The sequence below is a fragment of the Rhodobacter sp. SGA-6-6 genome (genome assembly GCF_011043545.1).
Lineage (GTDB): Bacteria > Pseudomonadota > Alphaproteobacteria > Rhodobacterales > Rhodobacteraceae > Pseudogemmobacter.
Window position 1 is genome coordinate 39,888 of record NZ_JAAKGP010000005.1, and the last position, 22,735, is coordinate 62,622.

Sequence of the window (22,735 nt, forward strand, 5' to 3'; positions counted from 1 at the left end):
ATGCGATGGCGGGGAAGATGCTGGAAACCATCGACGAGGCGATGCGCGCGCATGTCCTGGTGCCGGCGCAGGAGATGGAGAAGCTGGGCAAGGCCTCGCAGCCGGTGCTGACCCGTGCCGAGGGAATCTATGTCTATGCCGAAGACGGCCGGCGCCTGATCGACGGGCCCGCCGGGATGTGGTGCGCCCAGGTCGGCTATGGCCGCCGCGAGATCGTCGATGCCATCGCGCATCAGGCCATGGTGCTGCCCTATGCCTCGCCCTGGTATATGGCCACCAGCCCGGCGGCGCGGCTGGCGGAGAAGATCGCCTCGCTGACGCCGGGCGACCTGAACCGGGTCTTCTTCACCACCGGCGGGTCGACCGCGGTGGACAGCGCGCTGCGGTTTTCCGAGTTCTACAACAACGTGCTGGGCCGGCCGCAGAAGAAGCGCATCATCGTGCGCTATGACGGCTACCACGGCAGCACGGCGCTGACGGCGGCCTGCACCGGCCGCACCGGCAACTGGCCGAACTTCGACATCCGCCAGGACCGCATCTCGTTCCTGTCCAGCCCCAATCCGCGCCATGCGGGCAACCGCAGCCAGGAGGCCTTCCTGGACGATCTGGTCAGGGAGTTCGAGGACCGCATCGAAGAGCTTGGCGCCGACACCATCGCCGCCTTCCTGGCCGAGCCGATCCTCGCCTCGGGCGGGGTGATCATCCCGCCGCAGGGCTATCACGCGCGGTTCAAGGCGGTCTGCGAGAAGCACGACATCCTCTACATCTCGGACGAGGTGGTGACGGGCTTCGGCCGCTGCGGCGAATGGTTCGCCTCCGAAAAGGTGTTCGGCGTGGTGCCGGACATCATCACCTTCGCCAAGGGCGTCACCTCGGGCTATGTGCCGCTCGGCGGGCTCGCGATCTCGGAGCGTGTGCTGGCGCGGGTCTCGGGCGCGAATGCGAAGGGAAGCTGGTTCACCAACGGCTATACCTACAACAACCATCCGGTGGCCTGCGCGGCGGCGCTGGCGAACATCGAGCTGATGGAGCGGGAAGGCATCGTCGATCACGCCCGCGACATGGCCGGGTATTTCGCCTCGGCACTGGCCTCGCTGCGCGACCTGCCGGGCGTGGCCGAGACCCGCTCGGTCGGGCTGGTGGGCTGCGTGCAATGCCTGCTGGACCCCTCCCGCGCCGACGGCAATGCCGAGGACAAGGCCTTCACGCTGAAGGTCGACGAGCGCTGCTTCGAGCTTGGGCTGATCGTGCGGCCGCTCGGCGATCTCTGCGTGATCTCGCCGCCGCTGGTCATCACCCGCGCGCAGATCGACGACATGGTGGCGATCCTGGCCCGCGCGATTGCCGAGGTGGGCGCCGCCCACGGACTGAAAGCGAAGGACCCGGCCGCCGTGTGACGCGGCCGGCGACGAAACCCTCCATCCGACAGGAACCGACATGCTGCAACAGATCGACTGGCACGCCCGCGCCAAGGCCGCGGCCCTTCCGACCCGCCCCTTCATCGACGGCAAATATGTCGACAGCCTTTCGGGCGAGACCTTCGCCTGCGTCTATCCGGGCGACGGCAGGCTGCTGGCGGATGTCGCCTCCTGCAACGAGGCCGATGTGGATGCAGCGGTGCGCTCGGCCCGCAAGGCGTTCGACGCAGGGGTCTGGTCGCGGATGGCGCCCGCCGACCGCCGCCGCATCCTGCTGCGCTTTTCCGAACTGATCCTCGCCAACCGCGAGGAACTGGCGCTCTTGGAAACGCTGAACGTCGGCAAGCCGATCGCCAATGCCTACAACGGCGACGTGGTCAGCGCCGCGGCCTGCATCGCCTGGTATGCCGAGGCCATCGACAAGGTCTATGGCGAGGTCGCGGCCACCGCCCACGACATGACGACGCTGGTTGTCCGCGAGCCGCTCGGCATCGTCGCCGCGGTGGTGCCCTGGAACTATCCGATGTCGATGGCGGCCTGGAAGCTGGGGCCGGCGCTGGCGACCGGCAATTCCGTCATCCTGAAGCCGGCCGAGCAATCGCCCTTCACCGCGCTGAAATTCGGCGAGCTTGCCATCGAGGCGGGGATGCCGCCCGGCGTGCTGAACGTGATCCCCGGCCTCGGCCATGTCGCGGGCAGGGCGCTCGGCCTGCATATGGATGTCGATTGCGTCGGCTTCACCGGCTCGACCGAGGTCGGCAAGTATTTCATGCAGTATTCCGGCCAGTCGAACATCAAGCGGATCGGGCTGGAACTGGGCGGCAAGTCGCCCCAGGTGGTGCTGGCCGACTGCGACGATCTGGACGCCGCGGCGGCGGGGATCGCGGCGGGGATCTTCGCCAATACGGGGCAGGTCTGCAACGCCGGCTCGCGGCTGATCGTGGACGAGAAGGTGCGCGACGCGCTGCTGGAGAAGATCGCCGCCCAGGCGAAGGTCTTCGCCCCCGGCGACCCGCTGGACCCGGCAACCCGCATGGGGTCGATGGTCAGCGAGGAGCAGATGGACCGCGTGCTCGGCTACATCGACGCCGGCCGCGCCGACGGCGCCCGCGCGACGCTGGGCGGCAACCGGGTGAAGACGGAAACCGGCGGCTTCTACATCGAGCCGACGATCTTCGAGGGGGTCCGCAACGACATGAAGATCGCGCAGGAGGAAATCTTCGGGCCGGTGCTGTCGGCGATCACCGTGAAGGGCTTCGACGAGGCGATGGCGGTGGCGAACGACACCATCTACGGCCTGGCCGGTGCGGTCTGGACCGGATCGGTGAAGAACGCCCACCGGGCCGCCAAGGCGATCAGGGCCGGGGTGGTCTGGGTGAACTGCTTCGACCGCGGCTCGCTGGCCGTTCCCTTCGGCGGGTTCAAGCAGTCCGGCTTCGGCCGCGACAAGTCCCTGCACGCGATGGACAAGTATACCGACCTCAAGGCGGTCTGGTTCGCACACTGAACCGCCCTTGCACCTCGCCCGTGCTCCCCGGGCGAGGTGCGTCATCCTCTTGCGCCGATTGGAGCCGCCGATGTGGAAGGACCAAGTCCTCGCCGACCCCGTGATCCCTTATGAGGAGCGCCGCCGCCGGATCGAGGCCGAGCCGCTGCCGGAGAACATCGGCGCGCTGATCGACGCGGCGGCCGACGAGGCGGGCGACCGCATCCTGTGGAACTTCTTCGACAGCGGCGAGACCATCACCTATGCGCAGATGCGCGCGCAGGTGAACGGACTGGCGGCGCGGCTGCTGGCGCTGGGGATCGGCAAGGGCACCCATGTCGGGGTCATGCTGCCGAACATCCCGGCCTTTCCGCTGACCTGGCTGGCACTTGGGCGGATCGGCGCGGTGATGCTGCCGGTCAATCCGGGCTATACCCCGCGCGAGATCGCCCATGTCATGCAGGTGGCGGAGGCGGAGTGGATGGTGGCCCATGCCGACACCCGCGCCGTGCTGGATCAGGCCAGAGCCGAAGGGCTGGTCTCGCTGCCCGAAGAGCGGCTGATCGTCGTGGGCGGCGCGGGGCCGCACAGCTGGGAGGCTCTGGCCGCGGAACCCGCCGGCAGCTTCGCCCCGCCGGCGCCGGTCGGCCATGACGACCTGCTGAACATCCAGTTCACCTCGGGCACCAGCGGCTTTCCCAAGGGCTGTATGTTGAGCCAGCGCTACTGGCTCTCGGCGGGCAAGGTGAACGCCTTCCGCGACGGGCGCGTCTATCGCCGCATCCTTGCCTCGACCCCGTTCTTCTACATGGACCCGCAATGGCTGCTGCTGATGACGCTGTATCAGCGCGCCACGCTTTTCGTGGCGGCGAAGCAGTCGACCAGCCGCTTCACGGCCTGGCTGAAGGAGCACGGGATCGAATTCTGCCTGCTGCCCTGGGTGCTGCACGGCATGGCGCAGCAAGCCCATGACGCCGACAACCGGGTGATCCGCGCCAACATCTACGGCTGCCCGCGCGACCTGCACAAGGGGATCGAGGCGCGGTTCGACCTGAACGCGCGCGAGGCCTTCGGCATGACCGAGATCGGCCCGGCGATGTTCATGCCGGTCGAGCGCGCCGACAAGGTGGGCTCGGGCTCCTGCGGCCTGCCTTGCCCGTTCCGCGACTGCCGGATCGTGGGCGAGGATAGCCGGCCCGTTCCGCAGGGCGAGACCGGCGAATTGCAGATCCGTGGCCCGGGGATCATGCTGGGCTATTACAACAACCCCGCCGCCACCGCCGAGGTGTTGCGCGACGGCTGGTTCTCCACCGGCGACCTGTTCCGCCAGGACGAGGAGGGGTTCTTCTACATCGTCGGGCGCAAGAAGGACATGATCCGCCGCTCGGCCGAGAACATCGCCGCCCGCGAAGTGGAAACCGTGCTGGCCGCGGCCCCCGGCGTGGCCGAGGTGGCGGTGGTGGGCGTGCCCGACCCCCTGCGCGGCGAAGAGGTCAAGGCCTATCTGCGGCTGAAAGAAGGGGTGGCGGCGAACGGGCAGGTGCTGGACGGCATCATCGCCGCCGCGACGGCGGGGCTGGCGCCGTTCAAGGTGCCGCGCTTCTATGCCTTCGTCGAGGATTTCCCCCGCACGGCATCGCTGAAGATCGCCAAGCCGCAGATCACCGCCGGCGTGGCCGACCTGCGCGCGGGCGCCTTCGATCGGGTCACCGGAAGCTGGATCGAAGGGGTGCAGGCATGAAACCGCAATATGATGCGATCATCGTCGGCGGCGGCCACAACGGCCTGACCTGCGGCGCCTATCTGGCGCGCGCAGGCGTGAAGGTTCTGGTGGTCGAGCGCCGGGACATCGTCGGCGGCGCCGCCGTCACCGAGGAATTCGCGCCGGGCTATCGCAGTTCGACCGCCTCCTACTACCAGGGCCTGCTGCAGCCGAAGGTCATCCTCGACCTCGAATTGCAGAAATACGGGTTCGAGGTGCTGCCAGCCCCGCCCACGGTCTTTGCGCTGGACGGCGGGCGCACCTTCACCATGTGGGACGACCCCGAGAAATTCGCCGCTGAGATCGCGAAATTCTCCAACGCCGATGGCGAGGCCTATGCGAAATACCGCGCGCATATGCAGAAGATCGCCCCGCACATGAAGCGGCTGCTGTGGGAGGTGCCGGTCAATCCCGGCAGCGGCCGCTTGCGCGACCTGAAGCGGCTGGCCGGTTTCGTCTGGCGCTTCCGCCGGATCGGGCCGCAGTTCCACGACATCTACAACCTCTTGACGATGAGCGCATACGACTACCTGTCGCGCTGGTTCTCGTCCGAGGAGGTGAAGCTGGTCCTCGGCTTCTTCGCCGGCGGCGGCGGGGCGAATTCCAGCCTGAAGACGCCGGGCTCGGCCTATATGCTGGCGCGCGGCATCGTGCGCGACGGCGCCACGGCGGCGGGGCCGGCGGGCTTCATGAAGGGCGGCATGGGCGCGATCTCCGAGGCGATCCGCCGTTCGGGCGAAGCCCATGGCATGGAGGTCCGCACCTCCTGCCCGGTGGAGCGCATCCTGGTGGAACAGGGCCGCGCCGTGGGGGTGCGGCTGGAGGGCGGCGAGGAAATCCGCTCGAAGATCGTCATCGCCAATGCCACCGCGCGGACGATCTTCACCCGGCTGCTGGACCCCGGGACCCTGCCCGAGGAGTTCAACCGCGACATCCGCAACATCCGCTGCGAAAGCACGGTGTTCCGGGTCAATCTCGCGCTGTCCGCGCTGCCCGAGGCGCCGGTCTTCGGCCAGACCAACCCCGAAGGCGCGATCATGCCGCAGATGACCATCGCGCCCTCGGTTTCCTACATGGAGCGCGCCTGGCACCAGGCTCAGGCGGGCGAGATGGCGGAAGAGCCGTTCCTGATCGTCAAGGTCCCCACGATGGTCGACCCGACGCTGGCGCCCGAGGGGCATCACGTGATGAACCTGTTCGGCGGCCATGCCCCCTATACGCTGGCGCGCGGCAGCTGGGACGAGCGGCGCGAAGAGCTGTGGCAGCGGGTGCTGAAGGTGCTGAAGACGCAGTTCCCCGACATCGAGGGCAGGATCCTGCACCGCCAGATCCTGACGCCGCTGGACCTGGAGCGGATCTTCGACCTGCCCAACGGCCATGTCCATCACGGCGAGATCAGCGCCGACCAGATGTTCTTCCGCCGCTTCTCACCCGGATACGCCGATTACCGCAGCCCGGTCGCGGGGCTTTACCAGGCCTCGGCCTCGGTGCATCCCGGCGGGGGCGTCACCGGCGTTCCGGGGCACAATGCGGCGAAGGTCATCCTCGAAGACCGCCGGACATGGAGCTGAGCCGATGCTGATAGATTTCTCCAGCCGCCCGCCCCACCCGGACTTCGCGCCGCCGGCGCCGCATCTGCAGAACTACCGCCGGGTCTATCGCGCCAGCGAAAGCCGTTCGGCCGCCACCGAGGCGGGGCAGGGGCTGGACGGCTGGCTGGACACCTATGAAAGGCTTGGCGCGCGCCATGTCGTGCTGAAGGCGCGCGACCTGACCACCACCTTCGGCTTCAGGATCCCGAACGAGACGGTGGCGGATTTCGTCCGCGCCCACGGCCCGCGCTACATCGGCTTTGCCGGGGTGGACCCGTGGCAGGCCGATGCCGTGGCGCAGTTCGACCATGCCGTCCGCACCCTGGGCCTGCGCGGGCTGAACCTGCAATGCTTCGAGTTGAAGCTGCGCCCGGACGATGAGCGGCTGTTCCCGCTCTACGAGAAGGCGATCGAGCTGGACGTGCCGGTGAACATCCACTGCGGCATCAACTTCTCGACCCACACCCCGATGGCGCTGGGGCGGCCGGAATACATCGACAACGTGATGGTGCGCTATCCTGACCTGCGCGCCGTGGCCTCGCCGCCGGGCTGGCCCTGGGTGCAGGAGCTGATCGGCGTGGCCTGGCGGCACCCGAACCTTTACATCGGCGTGCTGGCCGTCCGGCCCAAGCTGCTGGCCAAGCCACATTCGGGATACGAGCCGCTGCTGCAATACGGCCGGACCCTCCTGAAGGAGAAGATGATCTTCGGATCTGCCTTCCCGATGATGCCGGTCGAGACCGCGCTGGCGGAGCTTGAGACCCTCGGCCTCGACGATGCCACGCGGCGGCTGTGGCTGCACGACAATGCGGCCCGTCTCCTGGGGCTGCCGCCTGCCCGAGCTTGACTTTGCCGGTCCCCCCTATATTGCCGGGGGGATTGCGCCGTGGTGATGATCCTGCCGTGAAATGACCGATGTTCCGATGACCGAGCAGAAACCGAAGATCCGGCGCAGCGCTGCCGGCGCCCAGAAAAGCCGCGACGATCAGGTGGTGGACCGCCGCCGCTCGCTTCTGAAAGCGGCGGTGAAGGTGATCTCGAAGCGCGGCCTGACCGGCGTCACCATCAATTCCATCGCGGCCGAGGCGGAATGTTCCTATGGCGTGGTCGCCTTCCACTTCCAGTCGAAGGAGGGGATCATCTTCGCCGCCCTCGATCACAGCGCGGCGGAATACGAGGCCTTTCTGGCGCGGCTGAACGCGTCCGAGCGCAGCCCGGCCGAGCGGATCCGCCACATGATCGACACCGATTTCAGCCGCAAGGCGGCGGGGCAGGATTCCATCGCGCTCTGGCTGGCCTTCTGGGCCGAGGCGGCGCGGGTGCCGAGCTTCCGCAAGCGCTGCGCGGCCTTGCGCATCCATTACAACAAGGCCGTTGCCGCCGATGTCGAGGAACTGGCGCGGCAGCGCGGCGTCGGGATCGATGCGGAACAGGTGGCGGTTTCGCTGAATGCGATGATCTCGGGCCTGTGGATCGAGAACCTGCTGCTGCCGATCACCGTGGCCGAGGGCCAGAGGCGCGGGCACGACGCCTGCATGGCCTTCATGCGGCACTATTTCCCCAGGGATTTCTGAGGGGCGGCGAGGGGCCTCAGCCCCGGGCCGCCTCGAAGCCCTTCAGGACGTTGACCGCATTCACCCCGACCGCCTCGATCGCATAGCCGCCCTCCATCACGAACAGCGTGGGCAGGTTCAGGGCGGCGATGCGGCGGCCGATCTGCGGGTAATCCCCGCCCGTCAGGCGGAAGTGGGAGATGGGGTCCTCCTCGAAGGTATCGACGCCCAGCGAGACCACCAGCCGGTCCGGGGCGAAGGCCCTGATCCGGTCGATCCCTTGGTCCAGCGCGCCGGACCAGGCCGCGAAATCCGCGCCCCAGGGCAGCGGCAGGTTGAGGTTGAACCCTTCGCCTTCGCCTTCCCCGGTCTCGTCGGCGAAACCGATGTAATAGGGATATTCCTGCACCGGATCGCCATGGATCGAGACCGTCAGCACATCGCCCCGGCCGTAGAAGATGTCCTGGGTGCCGTTGCCATGGTGGTAGTCGATGTCCAGCACGGCCACACGCGCCGCGCCGCCGTCGCGGAAGGCCTGCGCGGCGATGGCGGCATTGTTGAGAAAGCAGTAGCCGCCGAAATAGTCGCGCCCCGCATGATGCCCCGGCGGACGGCAGAGCGCGAAGGCCGCGGCTTCGCCCCCGTCGATCAGCCGCGCCCCGGTCAGCGCGCAGTCGGCGGCGGCGCGGGCGGCTTTCCAGGTGCCTTCCAGCACCGGGCTGCTCATGTCCACCGCATAGCGGCCCAGCTCGGCGCCGGGGCGCACGGTCGGGATCATCCGCGTCCGCCGCGGCGGCCAGATGTTGGGATAGGCCGGGATCGGCCCGACCTCGGCCGCCCACGCCTCCCACGCGGTTTCCAGGAAGCGCAGGAAGGCGGCGTCGTGCACCGCCAGCAGCGGCGCGGTCCCGAAGCTGTCGGGGCCGACGACCGGGCCGAGGTTGGCGCGCTTCACCTCGTCCAGCACCAGTTCGGCGCGGCGCGGGATCTCGAAGGCATCGACCCATCTGCCGCGGTAGAATTCGGTATCGACGCTTTGCAGGGCGTGGAGATCGGAGAAGATCGTCTTCATCGGGGGCCTCAAAAGGGAAGGGAAGGACGGGTTTTTGATGTGCCATACCAGCCGCCGAGCGCGGCCTCGTAGGCAAGGCCGGCGGTGAAGACCGACTGGTCCTCGTAGCTGCGGCCGACCAGCTGGATGCCGGTCGGCACGCCGTTCGGCGCATGGCCCGAGGGCACCGCCAGCACCGGGCAGCGGCTGAGCATGTTGAAGGGCCAGGCCATGGTCCAGCCCAGATAGGAGTCGATCTCCTTGCCGTTGATGATCAGCGGGTCGCTGAAATCGAACTCCGCCGGCACCGCGGGAAGGGCGAGGGTGGGGCAGAGGAACAGGTCGAACCCCTCCATCATCGGGCCGAAATGCGACCAGATCCTCCCTTCGACCTCGAGGCTGGCTAGGTAGTCGCGGGTGGTCACGTCCAGCGAGGCGCGGGCGAAGGCGGCGGCATAGCCGGTCAACTGGGCCTCGCGTTCGTCCAGATATTCGGCGAGCCAGGCGCCGAACAGGGTTTTGTGATGGGTGGCCGCGGCGTGATAGACCTCCCACGACCAGGGCAGGTCCACCTCGACAACCTCGGCCCCGAGCCCGCGGAACACCTCCAGCGCGGCCAGGGTGTTCGCCCGCACCGCCGGATCGACCTCCATGAAGCCTAAATCCAGCGACCAGGCGATCCGCCAGCCCTTCACCCCGGAACGGTCGGTGGCCAGTTCCAGCTTCGGCTTCAGCGAGGCGATGTCTTCCGGATGCGGCCCGGCCAGCACGTTCTGCATCAGCAGGCAGTCCTCGACCGAGCGCGCCATCGGACCGGGATGGTTGTAATGATCCAGGTTGAAGGGCGGCGTGGAAGGCACCCTTCCATAGGGCGGCTTGAACCCCACCACGCCCGAGGCCGAGGCCGGGATGCGGATCGACCCGCCGATGTCGGACCCCGTGGCCAACGCGGTCAGCCCCGCCGCCAGCGCCGCGCCCGCCCCGCCGGACGACCCGCCAGGCGTGAAGGCGGGGTTCCAGGGGTTGCGGGTGACGCCCCATTGCCGGGAATGGCAGAAGGGCGCGCAGGAGAACTCGGGCGTGGTGGTGCGGGCGTGGACGATGGCGCCCGCCTCCAGCAGCCGCGCGACCAAAGGCGCGCTCTTTTCCGCGACATGGCCGGCATAGAGCAGCGAGCCGTAGGTGGTGATCTTCCCCGCCATCATGTTCTCGTCCTTCAGCGCCGTCGGCACCCCGTCCAGCGGGCCGGCCGGTGCGCCGGACGCATAGCGGGCCTCGGAACGACGGGCCTGGTCCCGCGCTTCGTCGCCATAGGTGAAGCAGATCGCGTTCAGGCCGGCCGCACTGTCCGCGATGCGCGCAAGATGGGCGTCGACCACCTCCACCGGCGAGATTTTCCGGGCGCGATACAGCCGGATCAGCTCGGCGGCGCCAAGGTAGCAAAGAGAGGTTTCGCTCATGGCAGGAAGGGCTTTCGGCAAGGGGAAGGCAGCGCCATTAAACGCATTGCTCGATTGATCGGTCAATCAGTTTGTTGACAGGTTTCCGTTTCGGGGTATTGTCGGATTCACGAGTTGGCCGATGCTCGCCGAAGCTGCGCAAGACAGCCGGAAACTGGCCGGATTTCAACGGCAACCACGTCTGACAGGGTAACGACATGAACGAATCGCACCACCGCCAGATGGATGATCTGGCCAGCCGACTGCGCCGCGGCCAGATCTCGCGCCGCGCGTTTCTGGCGCAAAGCGCAGCCCTGCTTGCCAGCGGCGCCCTGGCCGGCATTCCGGGCATCGCGCGCGCGCAAGGAGGCGAGCCGAAATCGGGCGGCTTCATGCGGCTCGGCCTGCACAATGCCTCGCAGAACGACAACCTGGACCCGGGCACCTGGTCCACCAGCTGGACCGGCGCGGGGTTCAACGGCGCGGTCTACAACAACCTGGTCGAGATCCTGCCCGACGGCTCGGCCGAGGGCGACCTGGCCGAAAGCTGGGAGACCGGCGCGGGTGCCACGGTCTGGCGCTTCACCCTGCGCAAGGGCATCACCTTCCACGACGGCCGCAGCCTGACCGCCGAGGATGTCCGCCAGTCCTTCCTGCATCACATGAAGCCCGACTCGACCTCGGGCGCGCGGGCCATCGTCCAGCAGATCGCGGACATCCAGATCGAAGGCTCGGATGTCGTGGTCTTCACCCTGTCCGAAGGCAATGCCGACTTCCCCTATCTGCTGTCGGATTATCACCTCTCGGTCTTCCCGGCGCTGGAGGGCGGCGGCATCGACACCACCTCCGGCATGGGCACCGGCGCCTTCCTGCTGGACAGCTTCGAGCCGGGCATCGCCCTGCGGCTGGTGCGCAACCCGAACTACCACAAGAACAACAAGCCCTATCTGGACGAGGTGGAATTCATCTCGGTCCCCGACGCCACCGCGCGGCTGAACGCGCTGCTGACCGGCGAGGTCGATTTCATCCAGGACGTCGACATCCGCAACGTGCCGATGATCGAGGGCAGCGCCGACTTCCATGTCCAGCGCGTGCCGGGGCTGCGGCATTTCTCCTTCGACATGGACACCCGCGTCGCGCCCTTCGACAACCCCGACGTGCGGCTGGCGCTGAAATATGCGCTGGACCGCGACGACGTGATCGAGAAGGTCTTCCTGGGCGAGGGGCGCAAAGGCAACGACAACCCGGTGTCGCAGATCCAGAAGTTCTGGCACGAGATGCCGCAGCGCGACTACAGCGTCGAGAAGGCGAAGGAGCATCTGGCCAAGGCCGGGATGGACAGCGTGTCGGTCGATCTGCATGTGGCCGAGAACGCCTTCGCCGGTGCGATCGAGGCGGCGGTGCTGTATCAGGAACATGCTGCAGCGGCGGGGATCAGCATCAACGTCGTGCGCGAGGCGGCCGACGGCTATTGGGAGAACGTCTGGCTGAAGAAGCCCTTCGCCGCGGTGGACTGGTTCGGCCGGGCCACGGTGGACTGGCTGTTCTCGACCATCTACACCACCGGGGCGCCGTGGAACGCGGGCTGGTCCAACGCGCGTTTCGACGAGTTGCACGCCCTGGCCCGCGCCGAGACCGACGATGCCAAGCGGACGGCCTATTACGCCGAGATGCAGCAGATCGTGCATGACGACGGCAACATCCTGACGGTGGCTTTCGTCGACTGGCGCAACGCGATCTCGAACAAGATCGGCTATGGCGAGGTCGGCGGGCTGATGCCGCTGGACAACATGCGGATCTGCGAACGCTGGTGGCGCAAGGACTGACCGGCCGGGCGCAAGGGGCGCGGCCTCTGGGGGGCCTGTCCCGACGACTGCCGGTTGCCCGCCCGATGCGGGCGGGCCGCCGGCGGCGCAACATCAGACGACGTTCTCATCCAGGGGGAGGAAACCCGATGCGAGATTCCGGGACCGTGTCCGGCAGGCTGGCCCTGCGCTCTTTCACCGCCATGGCGCCGTCGCGGCGCGGGTTCCTGGGCGGTGCCGCCCTGGCGGCGGGGGCGTTCTTCATGCCCGCCTCCCTTGCCGCGCAGGAGGGGCCGAAACAGGGCGGCACCCTGCGCTACGGGATGAACGACGGCTCGCAGCAGGACACGCTGGAGCCGGGAAGCTGGAGCACGGTGATGTGCGGCGCGGCCTTCAACGGTGCGCTCTGCAACAACCTGGTCGAGCTTCTGCCCGATGGATCGCTGGCCGGGGACCTGGCCGAAAGCTGGGAGGGCGCCGAGGGCGCGACCCGCTGGACCTTCATTCTGCGCAAGGGGGTGAAATTCCACGACGGCCGCCCCTTCACCGCCGAGGATGCGCGCCAGTCGCTTTTGCATCACATGGGCGAGGAAAGCACCTCGGGCGCGTTGGCCATCGTCGGCCAGATCGCCGACATCGCGGTGGAGGGCGAGGACCGGCTGGTCGTCACGCTTTCGCAGGGCAATGCCGACTTCCCCTACCTGCTGTCGGACTACCATCTGTCGATCTTCCCGGCGAAGGACGGCGGCGGCATCGACTGGGAAAGCGGCATCGGCACCGGCGCCTTCCGGCTGGAAAGCTTCGAGCCGGGGATCGCCGTGCGCCTTGTCCGCAACCCCGACTACCACAAGCCCGGCCTGCCGCATTTCGATGCGGTGGAATTCATCAACATCCCCGACAGCACCGCGCGGCTGAACGCCCTGCTGACCGGCGAGGTCGACGTGATCGAGGATGTCGACATCCGCAACGTTGCGCTGATCGAGGGCAACCAGGGGTTCAAGGTCCACCGCACCCCCAGTCTGCGGCACCTGACCTTCGACATGAACTGCTCTGTCGCGCCCTTCGACAATCCGGCGGTGCGCAAGGCGCTGAAGCTGGCCATCGACCGCGAGGACATCATCGCCAAGGTCTTCCTCGGCGAGGGTGAGGCGGGCAACGACAACCCGGTGGCGCCGATCATGCCGCTCTGGGCCGAGACCCCGCCGCCGCACCGCTACGACCCGGAAGCCGCCCGCGCCCTGCTGGCCGAGGCCGGGATCGAGGGGCTGACCGTCGATCTTTCCACCGCCGAATCCGCCTTTCCCGGGGCGATCGAGGCGGCGGTTCTGTTCCGCGAACATGCGGCCAAGGCGGGGATCACCGTCAACGTGGTGCAGGAGGCGGACGACGGCTACTGGGACAATGTCTGGCTGAAGAAGCCGTTCAACGCCTCGGACTGGTATGGGCGCGTCACGCTCGACTGGCTGTTCGCCACCTCCTACACCTCGGACTCGCCGTGGAACAACACCGGCTTCCACAACGCGCGCTTCGACGAGCTGCACGGGCTGGCCCAAGCGGAAAGCGACGAGGCGGTGCGTAGGGCGCAATATGCCGAGATGCAGCAGATCCTGCATGACGAGGGCGGGGTGATCACCGTGGCTTTCGTCAGCTGGCGGCTCGCCATGACGGAAAACATCGGTCATGCTGAGACGGGCGGCATCCTGCCCGCCGACAACCACCGCTGCGCCGAACGCTGGTGGCGCAGCGACGTGTGACGGCCGGCGGCAGCCCCATGGAAATACGGTTCACCGGAGAGACCAGAGTATGCGCATGACCTCCCATCCGATCCTGTCCATGGTGATCGGTCGGATCGGTCTGGGGCTTCTCAGCCTGCTGATCGTCTCTCTGGTGATCTTCTTCTCGGTCGAGCTGCTGCCGGGCAGCTATGCCTCCGCCATTCTCGGCCAGACCGCCACGCCCGAGGCGGTGGCGGCGATGGAAGAGAAGCTGGGGCTGAACCAGCCCGCGGTCCTGCGCTACCTCGCCTGGCTGGGCGGGGCGGCGACCGGCGATCTGGGCATGTCCTTCGCCGGGCGCCCGGTGATGACGGTGCTGGGGCCGCGGCTGATGAACACCGTCTCCTTGGCCGCCATCACCGCGCTGATCGCCGTGCCGCTGGCAATCATGCTGGGCATCCTCTGCGCCCGGTTCCGGGGGCGGTTCATCGACCGTTTCCTGTCCACCTCGACCCTGGCCTCGATCTCGGTGCCGGAGTTCTTCGTGGCCTATGTGGTGATGATGGTGCTGGCGGTGAAGCTGCAATGGTTCCCCTCGATGGCGGGCATCCGCAACAGCATGGACTTCGGCGAGCAGCTTTACCGCATGGTGCTGCCGATCCTGACCCTGCTTCTGGTGATCCTTGCGCATATGGTGCGCAACACGCGGGCGGCGATCCTGTCCGTCATGGCCAGCCCCTATGTCGAGATGGCCCGGCTGAAGGGCGAACCCGAAGGCCGCGTCGTCATGCGCCAGGCGCTGCCCAATGCCATCGGCCCCATCGCCAGCGTGGTGGCGCTGAACCTTGCCTACCTGATCTCGGGCGTGGTCGTGATCGAGGTCGTCTTCGTCTACCCCGGTGTGGGCCAGGCGATGATCGACGCCGTGCGCAACCGCGACGTTCCGGTGATCCAGGCCTGCGCGCTGATCTTCGCCACCGCCTACATCGGCTTCAACCTGATCGCCGACATCATCTCCATCGTCAGCAATCCGCGCCTGCTGCATCCGCGCTGAGGACACCATGGACCAAAGCTTTGACGCCCGCTCCGTCCCCGGCCGCCTGACCCGCGCCCTGCGGCTGATCGGCCAGGCCCCGCTTACCGCGAAGTTCGGCATGGTTGTCGTGGCCGCCTATGCCTTCGTCGCGGTCTTCGCGCCCTGGCTTGCCCCCTATGACGAGGTCGAGGTGGTCTCGCGCATCCCCTTCGACGGCTGGAGCGCCGAGCATCTCTTGGGCACCGACCAGCTTGGCCGGGATTTCCTGTCGCGGCTGATCTACGGTGCGCGCAATTCGATCTCGATCGCGCTGGTCACCACGGTGATCTCCTTCGTCATCGGCTGCCTCCTGGGCATGTTCGCGGCGCTGGTGGGCGGCATCGTCGACCAGATCATTTCCCGCATCGTCGATGCGCTGATGTCGGTGCCGGACCTGATCTTCATCCTGATGATCCTGTCGATCTTCGGCTCGTCCATTCCCAACCTGATCCTGATCATCGCCATCCTGACCTCGACCCGGTTCTTCCGCATCGCCCGGGCGGCGGCGCTGAACGTGGCCAGCCTCGATTTCGTCGAGGCGGCGAAGGTGAGGGGCGAAAGCCTGTTGTGGATCTCGGTCAACGAGATCTTTCCCAACATCCTGCCGCTGATCCTGTCGGAACTGGGGATGCGGTTCTGCTTCATCTTCCTGTCCATCGCCGCGCTGTCCTTCCTGGGCGTCGGCATCCAGCCGCCGACGGCGGAATGGGGCTCGATGGTCCGCGACAATGCCGCGCTGATCAACATGGGCGACATCACCCCGCTGATCCCGGCGGCCGCCATCGCCTTCCTCGCCATCGCGGTGAATTTCGTCGTCGACTGGCTCCTGAACCGCGCCAGCGGCCTGAACGAGGAGGGCTGAGCCATGACCGTCACGGCAGAAGCCGCCCCGGTGCTGGAGGTCCGGGATCTTCGGATCGACGCGAAATCCAACGACCGCTGGTCGCAGATCGTCAAGGGCGTCAGCTTCGCCATCCGCCCGGGCGAGGTGCTGGGGCTGGTGGGCGAATCCGGCGCCGGGAAGTCCACCATCGGCCTTGCGGCGCTTGGCTACCTGCGCCCCGGCGCGCGGGCCTCGGGCGGCACGGTGCGGCTTCTGGGCACGGAACTGCTGGCGATCCCGGAAGAGGAACGCCGCCCACTGCGTGGCACGAAGGTCGCCTATGTCGCGCAAAGCGCCCAGGCCGCCTTCAACCCCGCGCATCGGCTGATGGACCAGATCACCATGGTCGCGGTGGACCGCGGCGGGCTGACGCGCGCGGTTGCGGAAAAACGGGCGGTCGACCTGTTCGCGGCGCTCCAGCTTCCCGATCCGCAGAGCTTCGGGTCGCGCTATCCGCATCAGGTCTCGGGCGGGCAGCTGCAGCGGGCCATGGTCGCCATGGCGATGATCTGCAATCCGGCGCTGATCGTCTTCGACGAACCCACCACCGCGCTGGACGTGACCACCCAGGTCGAGGTGCTGATCTCGATCCGCAAGGTGATCGAGGATTTCGGCGTGGCCGCGATCTACATCACCCACGACCTGGCGGTTGTGGCGCAGATCGCGCATCGGGTCGCCGTGCTGCGCTACGGCGAGGTGGTGGAAGAGGCCCCCATCGCCGAGATCATGGACAATCCGCAGCATCCCTACACCAAGAGCCTCTGGGCGGTGCACGAGATGCCGGCGGAGCCGTCGGGCGCGCATGGTGCGAAGGGGCAGCCGCTGCTGTCGGTCGAGACGCTTTCGGCGCATTACCAGGATTTCCAGGTGCTGAAGGACATCGAGCTGGCCATCGGCCGCGGCGAGACGGTGGCGCTGGTGGGCGAATCCGGCTCGGGGAAATCGACGCTGGGGCGGGTGATCACCGGGCTGAAGGAACCGTCGCAGGGTCGGATCGTCTTCGACGGCAAGCCGCTGCCCGAGAAGGTGCGCCAGCGCTCGCTGGAGCTGCTGCGGCGCATCCAGATCATCTATCAGTCCGCGGATACCGCGCTCAACCCGCGGCAGACCGTCCGCAAGATCGTCGGGCGGCCGCTGACGCTGTATCAGGGGCTGCGCGGCGCGGCGCGCGAGGCGCGGGTGGCCGAACTGCTGAGGATGGTCGAACTGGACGAGACCCATGCCGACCGCCTGCCGGGCCAGCTTTCGGGCGGGCAGAAGCAGCGCGTGGCGATCGCGCGCGCGCTGGCCGCCGGCCCCGACCTGATCATCTGCGACGAGATCACTTCGGCGCTGGACAAGGTGGTCCAGGCCGAGGTGCTGCGGATGCTGATCGGCCTGCAGGACAGGCTCGGCGTGTCCTATCTCTTCATCACCCACGACATCGAGGTGGTGCGCGCCATCGCCGACCGGGTGGTGGTCATGCAGCACGGCGGCATCGTCGAGCAGGGCGGCAAGGAAGAGGTCTTCTCGCCCCCCCACGCGCCCTATACCGGCAAGCTGCTGGCCTCGGTGCCGGACATGGCGGTCGGCTGGCTGGACCGCATCATGGCCGCACGCGCGGTCTGAAGCGGGGCGGCGGAGGAACGCACGGCTTGGAGTTGCTGACAAAAGCGGCGGTGAAGCCGGCGTCACCGCTCGCGCTGGTCAGACCGTTGCCGGGGCGACGACCCAGATCACCTCGCAGGGGGTGTCGCCGATGGCCCAGAAGCGGACCAGGGTGGTGGCGGGGAAGGCGAAGCTGTCGCCCTCGCGGACGGCGAACTCGGTGCCGTTCAGCTCCAGCCCCAGCGTGCCCGACAGCACCAGCCCGCATTTGCCGCCCTCGGCATCGCTGTAGGGCTCGCCCGACGAGGCGCCGGGCTGCAACAGGAAGCGCAGCATCTGGATCTTCGGCTGGGTGTCGGGGGTCAGCAGTTCCTTGACCAGCGCCCCGTCATGATAGGTCAGCGACCGGCGCGCGCCGCGCGGCACGATGTATTCGGCCGCCTGGTCCTCCTGCCCGCCGTCGCGGTGGAACAGCCAGTTCACCGGCATGTCCATCGCCGCGCAGATCGCCCGCAGGGTGCGGATCGAGGGCGCGGCCAGCCCGCGTTCGACCTGGCTCAGCATCCCCACCGAGATGCCGGCGGGTTCCGCCACCTGGCGCAGCGACAGGCCGCGCATCTGCCGGCGCAGGCGCAGCGTCTCACCCACCTGGGCGGTGTCGCTCGGTGCCGCAAGGATGTTCGGTTCGGTCTGCATTCAGCGCCCCCACATGGTGCCAGATCGCAAGAACTTAAACCACAAGTCAAGTTGTTCGCCAAAGTTAAAATATGTTGACAGATTTTTTAACACTATCATAATTCTCTTCAGGCTGCCCGTTCTGCGACAAGGGTTTGGAGGAACCTGCCGACCGCGACGGCCTGAAAGATATGCCAGAATCGGGATATTGGGAGGGAAACATCATGCGAGCTATCAAGGTTGCCGCGTTCGTCGCGGCGGCGGCATCGGCGGCGGGCGGGGCGCAGGCGCGCGACCTGACCATCGCCGGCTGGGGCGGCAACTACCAGGACGCCCAGCGAAGCGCCTATTTCGAGCCCTTCGCCGAGGCGGCCGGGCTGTCCTTCGTCGAGACCACCTACCTGGGCGGGCTGGCCGAGATCAAGGCCATGGTGGAAACCGGCAATGTCACCTGGGATTTCCTGATCATGGGCGGGGCCGAGCTGCAACTGGCCTGCGACGAGGGCCTGCTGGAGGAACTGGACTGGGAGGCGATCGGCCAGGACGGGCTGCTGCCCGGCGCGGCCACGCCCTGCGGCGTGGGCAACGTGGTGATCGGCAACGGCTATGCCTACAACACCGAAGCCTTCCCCGAGCCGCCGCAGGACTGGGCGGATTTCTTCGACCCCGAGAAGTTCCCCGGCAAGCGCGGGGCACGCAACACCCCGAACATGAACCTGGAATTCGCGCTGATGGCCGACGGCGTGCCGCCCGATCAGGTCTACGAGGTGCTGTCCACGCCCGAGGGCGTCGACCGGGCCTTCGCGCAATGGGACAGGATCAAGCCGCTGCTGCAGTTCTGGGAATCCGGGGCGCAGCCGGTGGAATGGCTGGCCAGCAACAACGTGGCGATGTCCACCGCCTACAACGGCCGCATCGTCATGGCCAAGCGCGAGGGTAAGCCGCTGGAATTCGTCTGGAAGAACCATCTGGTGAACATGGACGGCTGGGCGATGGTCAAGGGCTCGCCCTTCAAGGACCACTTGACCGCGTTCTTCAAGGTGGTGAACGACCCCGAGAACCAGGCGAAGTTCTCGTCGCTGATGCCTTACGGCCCGGCGAACGCCGCCGCGGCCGAATTCCTGACCCCGGAAATCCTGGCGGACCTGCCCGCGGGCGACAACATCGCCGAGGCGGCGTTCTATTCCGACGAATTCTGGATCGACCATCTGGACGAGTTGAACGAACGCTGGAGCCGCTGGTCCACCCAGTAACCCCCTGCAATGCTCCGGCGGCAGGCCCGCCGCCGGAGCCCCCCGAAAGGTGACCGGAAAATGAGCGCTGCGACCCGCAAGCCGGGCGGCGGCAGGCTGGTGGCCCTGATCCTGCTGACCGTGCCGCTGGCCGTCTATGCCTTCCTCTACCTGATGCCGATCGGCTCGGTCCTGTCGCTCAGCCTCGACAACGGCGCGCTGGGGGAAAGCCTGTCGCACATCCGCGCCGCCGACCCGGCCGACCGCGACGCGCAGGCCGCCGCCCTGATCGCCGACATGCAGGCGATGGAGCCGGGCCGGCAGGCCGAGGTCGCGCGCGAACTGAACCAGGAGATGAGCGGCTTCCGCACCCTGTTCCTGAAGACCGCGCGCGCCTCGGACGGGATCGAGCCGACGCTGGCGGGGCTGGTCGTCGCCGATCCGCGCTGGGGCGAGGAGAAATACTGGCAGGTGATCCGGCAGAATGCCGCGCCGATCACCTGGCGGCACTACCAGCGCGCCACCGGCCTGGTGGTGGACGACGACGGCCGCATCACCGCCGGGGGCGACGACATCTACCTGCAGATCATGGGGCGCACGCTGGTGATCGCGGTGCAGGTCACGCTGGTGACGCTGCTGATCAGCTATCCGCTGGCCTATGCGGTGGCCAATGCGCCGCGGCGGCTGGCGGCCTTCGTGCTGGTCGCGGTGCTGCTGTCCTTCTGGACCTCGATCCTGGTGCGCACCACCGCCTGGGTGATCCTGCTGCAGACGGCGGGGCTGGTGAACACCTTCCTGATCTGGACCGGGCTGGTGGACGAGCCGGTGCAGCTGATCTTCAACCGCTTCGGCGCCATCGTCGCCATGACGCATGTGCTGCTGCCCTTCGCCATCATCCCGATGATGAACGTGATGCGCACCATCCCGAAATCGCAGGTCGATGCCTCGCGCAGCCTCGGCGCCGGGCCCGTCGAATCCTTCCTGCGGGTCTATTTCCCGCAGACCCTGCGCGGGGTGGGCGTGGGCGGCGGCACCGTCTTCATCCTGGCGCTGGGCTTCTACATCACCCCGGCGCTGACCGGCGGGCCGAAGGACCAGATGCTGTCCTTCTACATCGCCGATTTCGTCAAGCGGGCGCTGAACTGGGGCATGGCCTCGGCGCTGTCGGTGCTGCTGCTGGCCATGGTGCTGGCGCTGGTGGCGCTGTTCGGGCTGGTGCGCTGGCTTTCCGCCCGGCAGGGAGGGCGGGCCTGATGTCGCGCGCGATCTTCTGGGTCTCGACCGTGCTGGCGCTGCTGTTCCTGGTGGTGCCGCTGGCGCTGGTGATGCCGCTGGCCTTCAACGGCAGCTCCTTCCTGACCTATCCGATGGAGGGCTTCTCGCTGAAATGGTTCGAGGAGGTGTTCACCGAAGGGAACTGGGTGCGCGCCTTCGGCAACAGCCTGAAGGTCGCCCTCGGCACCACCGCGGTGGCGCTGGTGATCGGCGGGCTGGCCGCGACCGGGCTGATGCTGACCGGGCGCTGGCTGCAGATCGTGCTGACCGGGCTTTTCGTCTCGCCGATGATCGTGCCCTCGATCGTGATCGGCGTCGCCTTCGCCTATTCCTTCGGGCGGATGGGCCTCAGCGGCAGCTATGCCGGGCTGGTCCTTTCCCATTCCATCCTGGCCGCGCCGCTGGTGTTCCTGTCGATCCTCACCTCGCTGCGGGGCCTCGACCCTGATCTCGACCTTGCCGCGGCCTCGCTGGGCGCCTCGCGCGGGCAGCGGTTCCGCCATGTGACCCTGCCGCTGGCCGCGCCCGGCTTCGCGGCGGGGGCGCTGTTCGCCTTCACCACCTCCTTCGACGAGGTGGTGGTGGCGCTGTTCGTGGCCTCGCCCGACTCGCTCACCCTGCCGGTGGCGCTGTTCGCCGGCCTGCGCGACCGGCTCCAGCCGACGCTGGTGGTGGTGGCGCTGCTCTTGTCGCTGATCAGCTTCGCCTTCCTCTGGCTGATGGCGCGGCTGCAGCGGCTGAACGCGCCGCAGAAGCCCTGAAATGGAACCGACCATGGCCTTCATCGACATCCGCACCATCGACAAGTTCTACGGCAGCTTCCAGGCGCTGTCCGAGGTGTCGCTTTCCATCCCGAAGGGGGCCTTCGTCACGCTTCTGGGCCCCTCCGGTTCGGGCAAGACCACGCTTCTGAAGATCCTCGCCGGGTTCGAGGGCGTCTCGGCCGGGCAGATCCTGCTCGACGGCCGCGACATCACCGCGCTGAAGCCCGAGGCCCGCAACTTCGGGCTGGTGTTCCAGGGCTATGCGCTGTTCCCGCACATGAGCGTGTTCGACAACATCGCCTATCCGCTGAAGGTGCGCCGCAAGGGCAGGGGAGAGATCGCCGCCCGGGTCGAGGCGATGCTGGACCTGGTGCAGTTGCGCCCCTTCGCCCGCCGCAAGCCGCAGGAACTGTCGGGCGGGCAGCAGCAGCGCGTGGCGCTGGCCCGGGCGCTGGTGTTCCAGCCCGACCTGCTGCTGCTGGACGAGCCGATGTCGGCCTTGGACAAGAAGCTGCGCGTCGACCTGCAGGACCAGCTGCGCGACATCCACCAGCGGCTGGGCACCACCTTCATCAACGTCACCCACGACCAGGAAGAGGCGATGCACATGTCCGACCGCATCGCGGTGATGAACCTGGGCCGGATCGAGCAATACGATATGGCCCATACGCTTTACCGCCGCCCGGCCTCGCGCTTCGTGGCGGATTTCGTCGGCAAGTCGAACATCTTCGCCGGCACCGTTGAGGGCGGCGCCTTCGCCACCGAGGAATTCCGCATGGCCCTGCCGGCCGACGGCGCCCGGCCCGGCGCGGCCGAACTGGTGATCCGCCCCGAGGACATCCGCCTCGGCGCCGCCGTCGCCGGCGACGTGGTGCTGGCCGGGTCGGTTGCCGCCTCCACCTATTCCGGCGACCGCGCGCTCTACTCCATCGCGCTGCCGGGCGGGCGGGTCATGCTGACCTACGGCAGCGCCCGCGACGGCGCGCTGGAACCCGGCGCGCCGGTGCAGATCGCCTTCGATGCCCGCGACGGCATCCTGATTTGACGAAAGGATTCCTGGAATGAGCAAACTCAAATCCGCCCGCACCGCCGATCTCGACGGGGGAGAGCCGGGCCTGCCCGACCCCGGCAAGCTTCTGGATGGCGCGCCCGAGTTCCGGTCCTGGTCGCTGATCGAGGGCCCCATCGCCGCCGGCGTCTGGGCCGCGACGCCGGGCCATCACCGCGTCGTCCGCGACAGCGACCTGATCGAGAGCTTCTACATCGTCGAGGGCGAGGTCGACCTCTACGAGGACGGCGCCGCCGCCCCCCGCCGCTTCGGCCCGGGCGATCTGGTGGTGCTGGAGCCGGGCTTCACCGGCAGCTGGAAGACCATCAGCCCGATGCGCAAGATCTATTTCACCACCACGCGGGCCTGAGCCCC

General features: G+C 67.7%; 19 protein-coding genes. 16 read left to right on the forward strand and 3 right to left on the reverse strand.

The window, feature by feature from the left end; genetic code table 11:
- Positions 1 to 5: 5 nt before the first annotated feature.
- The 6 genes from G5B31_RS10820 (at position 6) to G5B31_RS10845 (ending at position 7,832) form a co-directional block, all read left to right on the forward strand.
- Complete coding sequence (locus tag G5B31_RS10820; RefSeq protein WP_165017275.1) at positions 6 to 1,397, forward strand: aminotransferase; 1,392 nt, start codon at positions 6 to 8, stop codon at positions 1,395 to 1,397.
- Positions 1,398 to 1,437: 40 nt separating this feature from the next.
- On the forward strand, positions 1,438 to 2,925 hold the full coding sequence (locus tag G5B31_RS10825; RefSeq protein WP_165017278.1) for an aldehyde dehydrogenase: 1,488 nt from the start codon (positions 1,438 to 1,440) through the stop codon (positions 2,923 to 2,925).
- A gap of 70 nt (positions 2,926 to 2,995) precedes the next feature.
- Positions 2,996 to 4,645 carry a class I adenylate-forming enzyme family protein gene (locus tag G5B31_RS10830; protein WP_165017281.1) on the forward strand — a complete coding sequence of 550 codons (1,650 nt, stop codon included), beginning with the start codon at positions 2,996 to 2,998 and terminating at the stop codon, positions 4,643 to 4,645.
- Positions 4,642 to 6,237, forward strand: coding sequence for an NAD(P)/FAD-dependent oxidoreductase (locus G5B31_RS10835; protein ID WP_165017284.1), 1,596 nt, complete (start codon positions 4,642 to 4,644; stop codon positions 6,235 to 6,237). Before G5B31_RS10830 ends, G5B31_RS10835 begins: the two co-directional genes overlap by 4 nt.
- A 4-nt stretch (positions 6,238 to 6,241) precedes the next feature.
- Positions 6,242 to 7,105 (forward strand): amidohydrolase family protein, encoded by an 864-nt coding sequence (locus G5B31_RS10840; protein WP_165017287.1) that lies wholly within the window; start codon positions 6,242 to 6,244, stop codon positions 7,103 to 7,105.
- Between the two features lie 76 nt (positions 7,106 to 7,181).
- Positions 7,182 to 7,832 (forward strand): TetR family transcriptional regulator C-terminal domain-containing protein, encoded by a 651-nt coding sequence (locus tag G5B31_RS10845; RefSeq protein ID WP_165017290.1) that lies wholly within the window; start codon positions 7,182 to 7,184, stop codon positions 7,830 to 7,832.
- Positions 7,833 to 7,848: 16 nt separating this feature from the next.
- Here G5B31_RS10845 and G5B31_RS10850 read toward each other — a convergent pair whose 3' ends face one another.
- Together G5B31_RS10850 and G5B31_RS10855 are read right to left on the reverse strand one after the other, a co-directional pair.
- Positions 7,849 to 8,883: a histone deacetylase family protein gene (locus tag G5B31_RS10850; protein ID WP_165017293.1), complete on the reverse strand. Its 1,035-nt coding sequence runs from the start codon at positions 8,881 to 8,883 to the stop codon at positions 7,849 to 7,851.
- Between the two features lie 8 nt (positions 8,884 to 8,891).
- Entirely contained in the window at positions 8,892 to 10,322 is a 1,431-nt protein-coding gene (locus G5B31_RS10855; RefSeq protein WP_165017296.1) for an amidase, read from the reverse strand.
- Positions 10,323 to 10,519: 197 nt separating this feature from the next.
- Here G5B31_RS10855 and G5B31_RS10860 point away from each other — a divergent pair, with 197 nt between their 5' ends.
- The 5 genes from G5B31_RS10860 to G5B31_RS10880 all read left to right on the forward strand — a co-directional run bounded on the left by G5B31_RS10860 (position 10,520) and on the right by G5B31_RS10880 (position 17,387).
- Entirely contained in the window at positions 10,520 to 12,127 is a 1,608-nt protein-coding gene (locus tag G5B31_RS10860) for an ABC transporter substrate-binding protein (protein ID WP_165017300.1), read from the forward strand.
- Positions 12,128 to 12,309: 182 nt separating this feature from the next.
- Complete coding sequence (locus G5B31_RS10865) at positions 12,310 to 13,860, forward strand: ABC transporter substrate-binding protein (RefSeq protein WP_394352130.1); 1,551 nt, start codon at positions 12,310 to 12,312, stop codon at positions 13,858 to 13,860.
- A gap of 49 nt (positions 13,861 to 13,909) precedes the next feature.
- Positions 13,910 to 14,875 carry an ABC transporter permease gene (locus G5B31_RS10870; RefSeq protein ID WP_165017306.1) on the forward strand — a complete coding sequence of 322 codons (966 nt, stop codon included), beginning with the start codon at positions 13,910 to 13,912 and terminating at the stop codon, positions 14,873 to 14,875.
- A gap of 7 nt (positions 14,876 to 14,882) precedes the next feature.
- Positions 14,883 to 15,758 carry an ABC transporter permease gene (locus G5B31_RS10875; protein WP_165017311.1) on the forward strand — a complete coding sequence of 292 codons (876 nt, stop codon included), beginning with the start codon at positions 14,883 to 14,885 and terminating at the stop codon, positions 15,756 to 15,758.
- Between the two features lie 3 nt (positions 15,759 to 15,761).
- A complete protein-coding gene (locus G5B31_RS10880) occupies positions 15,762 to 17,387 on the forward strand; it encodes an ABC transporter ATP-binding protein (protein ID WP_165017314.1) in 1,626 nt (541 codons plus the stop codon).
- Positions 17,388 to 17,465: 78 nt separating this feature from the next.
- Here the strand turns inward: G5B31_RS10880 and G5B31_RS10885 are convergent, their stop codons facing one another.
- Positions 17,466 to 18,062, reverse strand: coding sequence for a helix-turn-helix domain-containing protein (locus G5B31_RS10885; protein WP_165017317.1), 597 nt, complete (start codon positions 18,060 to 18,062; stop codon positions 17,466 to 17,468).
- A 203-nt stretch (positions 18,063 to 18,265) separates the two neighbouring features.
- Here G5B31_RS10885 and G5B31_RS10890 point away from each other — a divergent pair, with 203 nt between their 5' ends.
- The 5 genes from G5B31_RS10890 to G5B31_RS10910 are packed head-to-tail and all read left to right on the forward strand — an operon-like array spanning position 18,266 to position 22,730.
- Positions 18,266 to 19,294 carry an ABC transporter substrate-binding protein gene (locus G5B31_RS10890; protein ID WP_165017320.1) on the forward strand — a complete coding sequence of 343 codons (1,029 nt, stop codon included), beginning with the start codon at positions 18,266 to 18,268 and terminating at the stop codon, positions 19,292 to 19,294.
- Positions 19,295 to 19,354: 60 nt separating this feature from the next.
- Positions 19,355 to 20,527, forward strand: a complete 1,173-nt coding sequence (locus G5B31_RS10895) for an ABC transporter permease (protein WP_165017323.1) — start codon at positions 19,355 to 19,357, stop codon at positions 20,525 to 20,527.
- A complete protein-coding gene (locus tag G5B31_RS10900; protein ID WP_165017325.1) occupies positions 20,527 to 21,309 on the forward strand; it encodes an ABC transporter permease in 783 nt (260 codons plus the stop codon). Before G5B31_RS10895 ends, G5B31_RS10900 begins: the two co-directional genes overlap by 1 nt.
- A 1-nt stretch (position 21,310) precedes the next feature.
- Positions 21,311 to 22,357, forward strand: coding sequence for an ABC transporter ATP-binding protein (locus G5B31_RS10905; RefSeq protein WP_205911892.1), 1,047 nt, complete (start codon positions 21,311 to 21,313; stop codon positions 22,355 to 22,357).
- A gap of 16 nt (positions 22,358 to 22,373) precedes the next feature.
- Entirely contained in the window at positions 22,374 to 22,730 is a 357-nt protein-coding gene (locus G5B31_RS10910) for a cupin domain-containing protein (protein ID WP_165017328.1), read from the forward strand.
- Positions 22,731 to 22,735 lie beyond the last annotated feature (5 nt).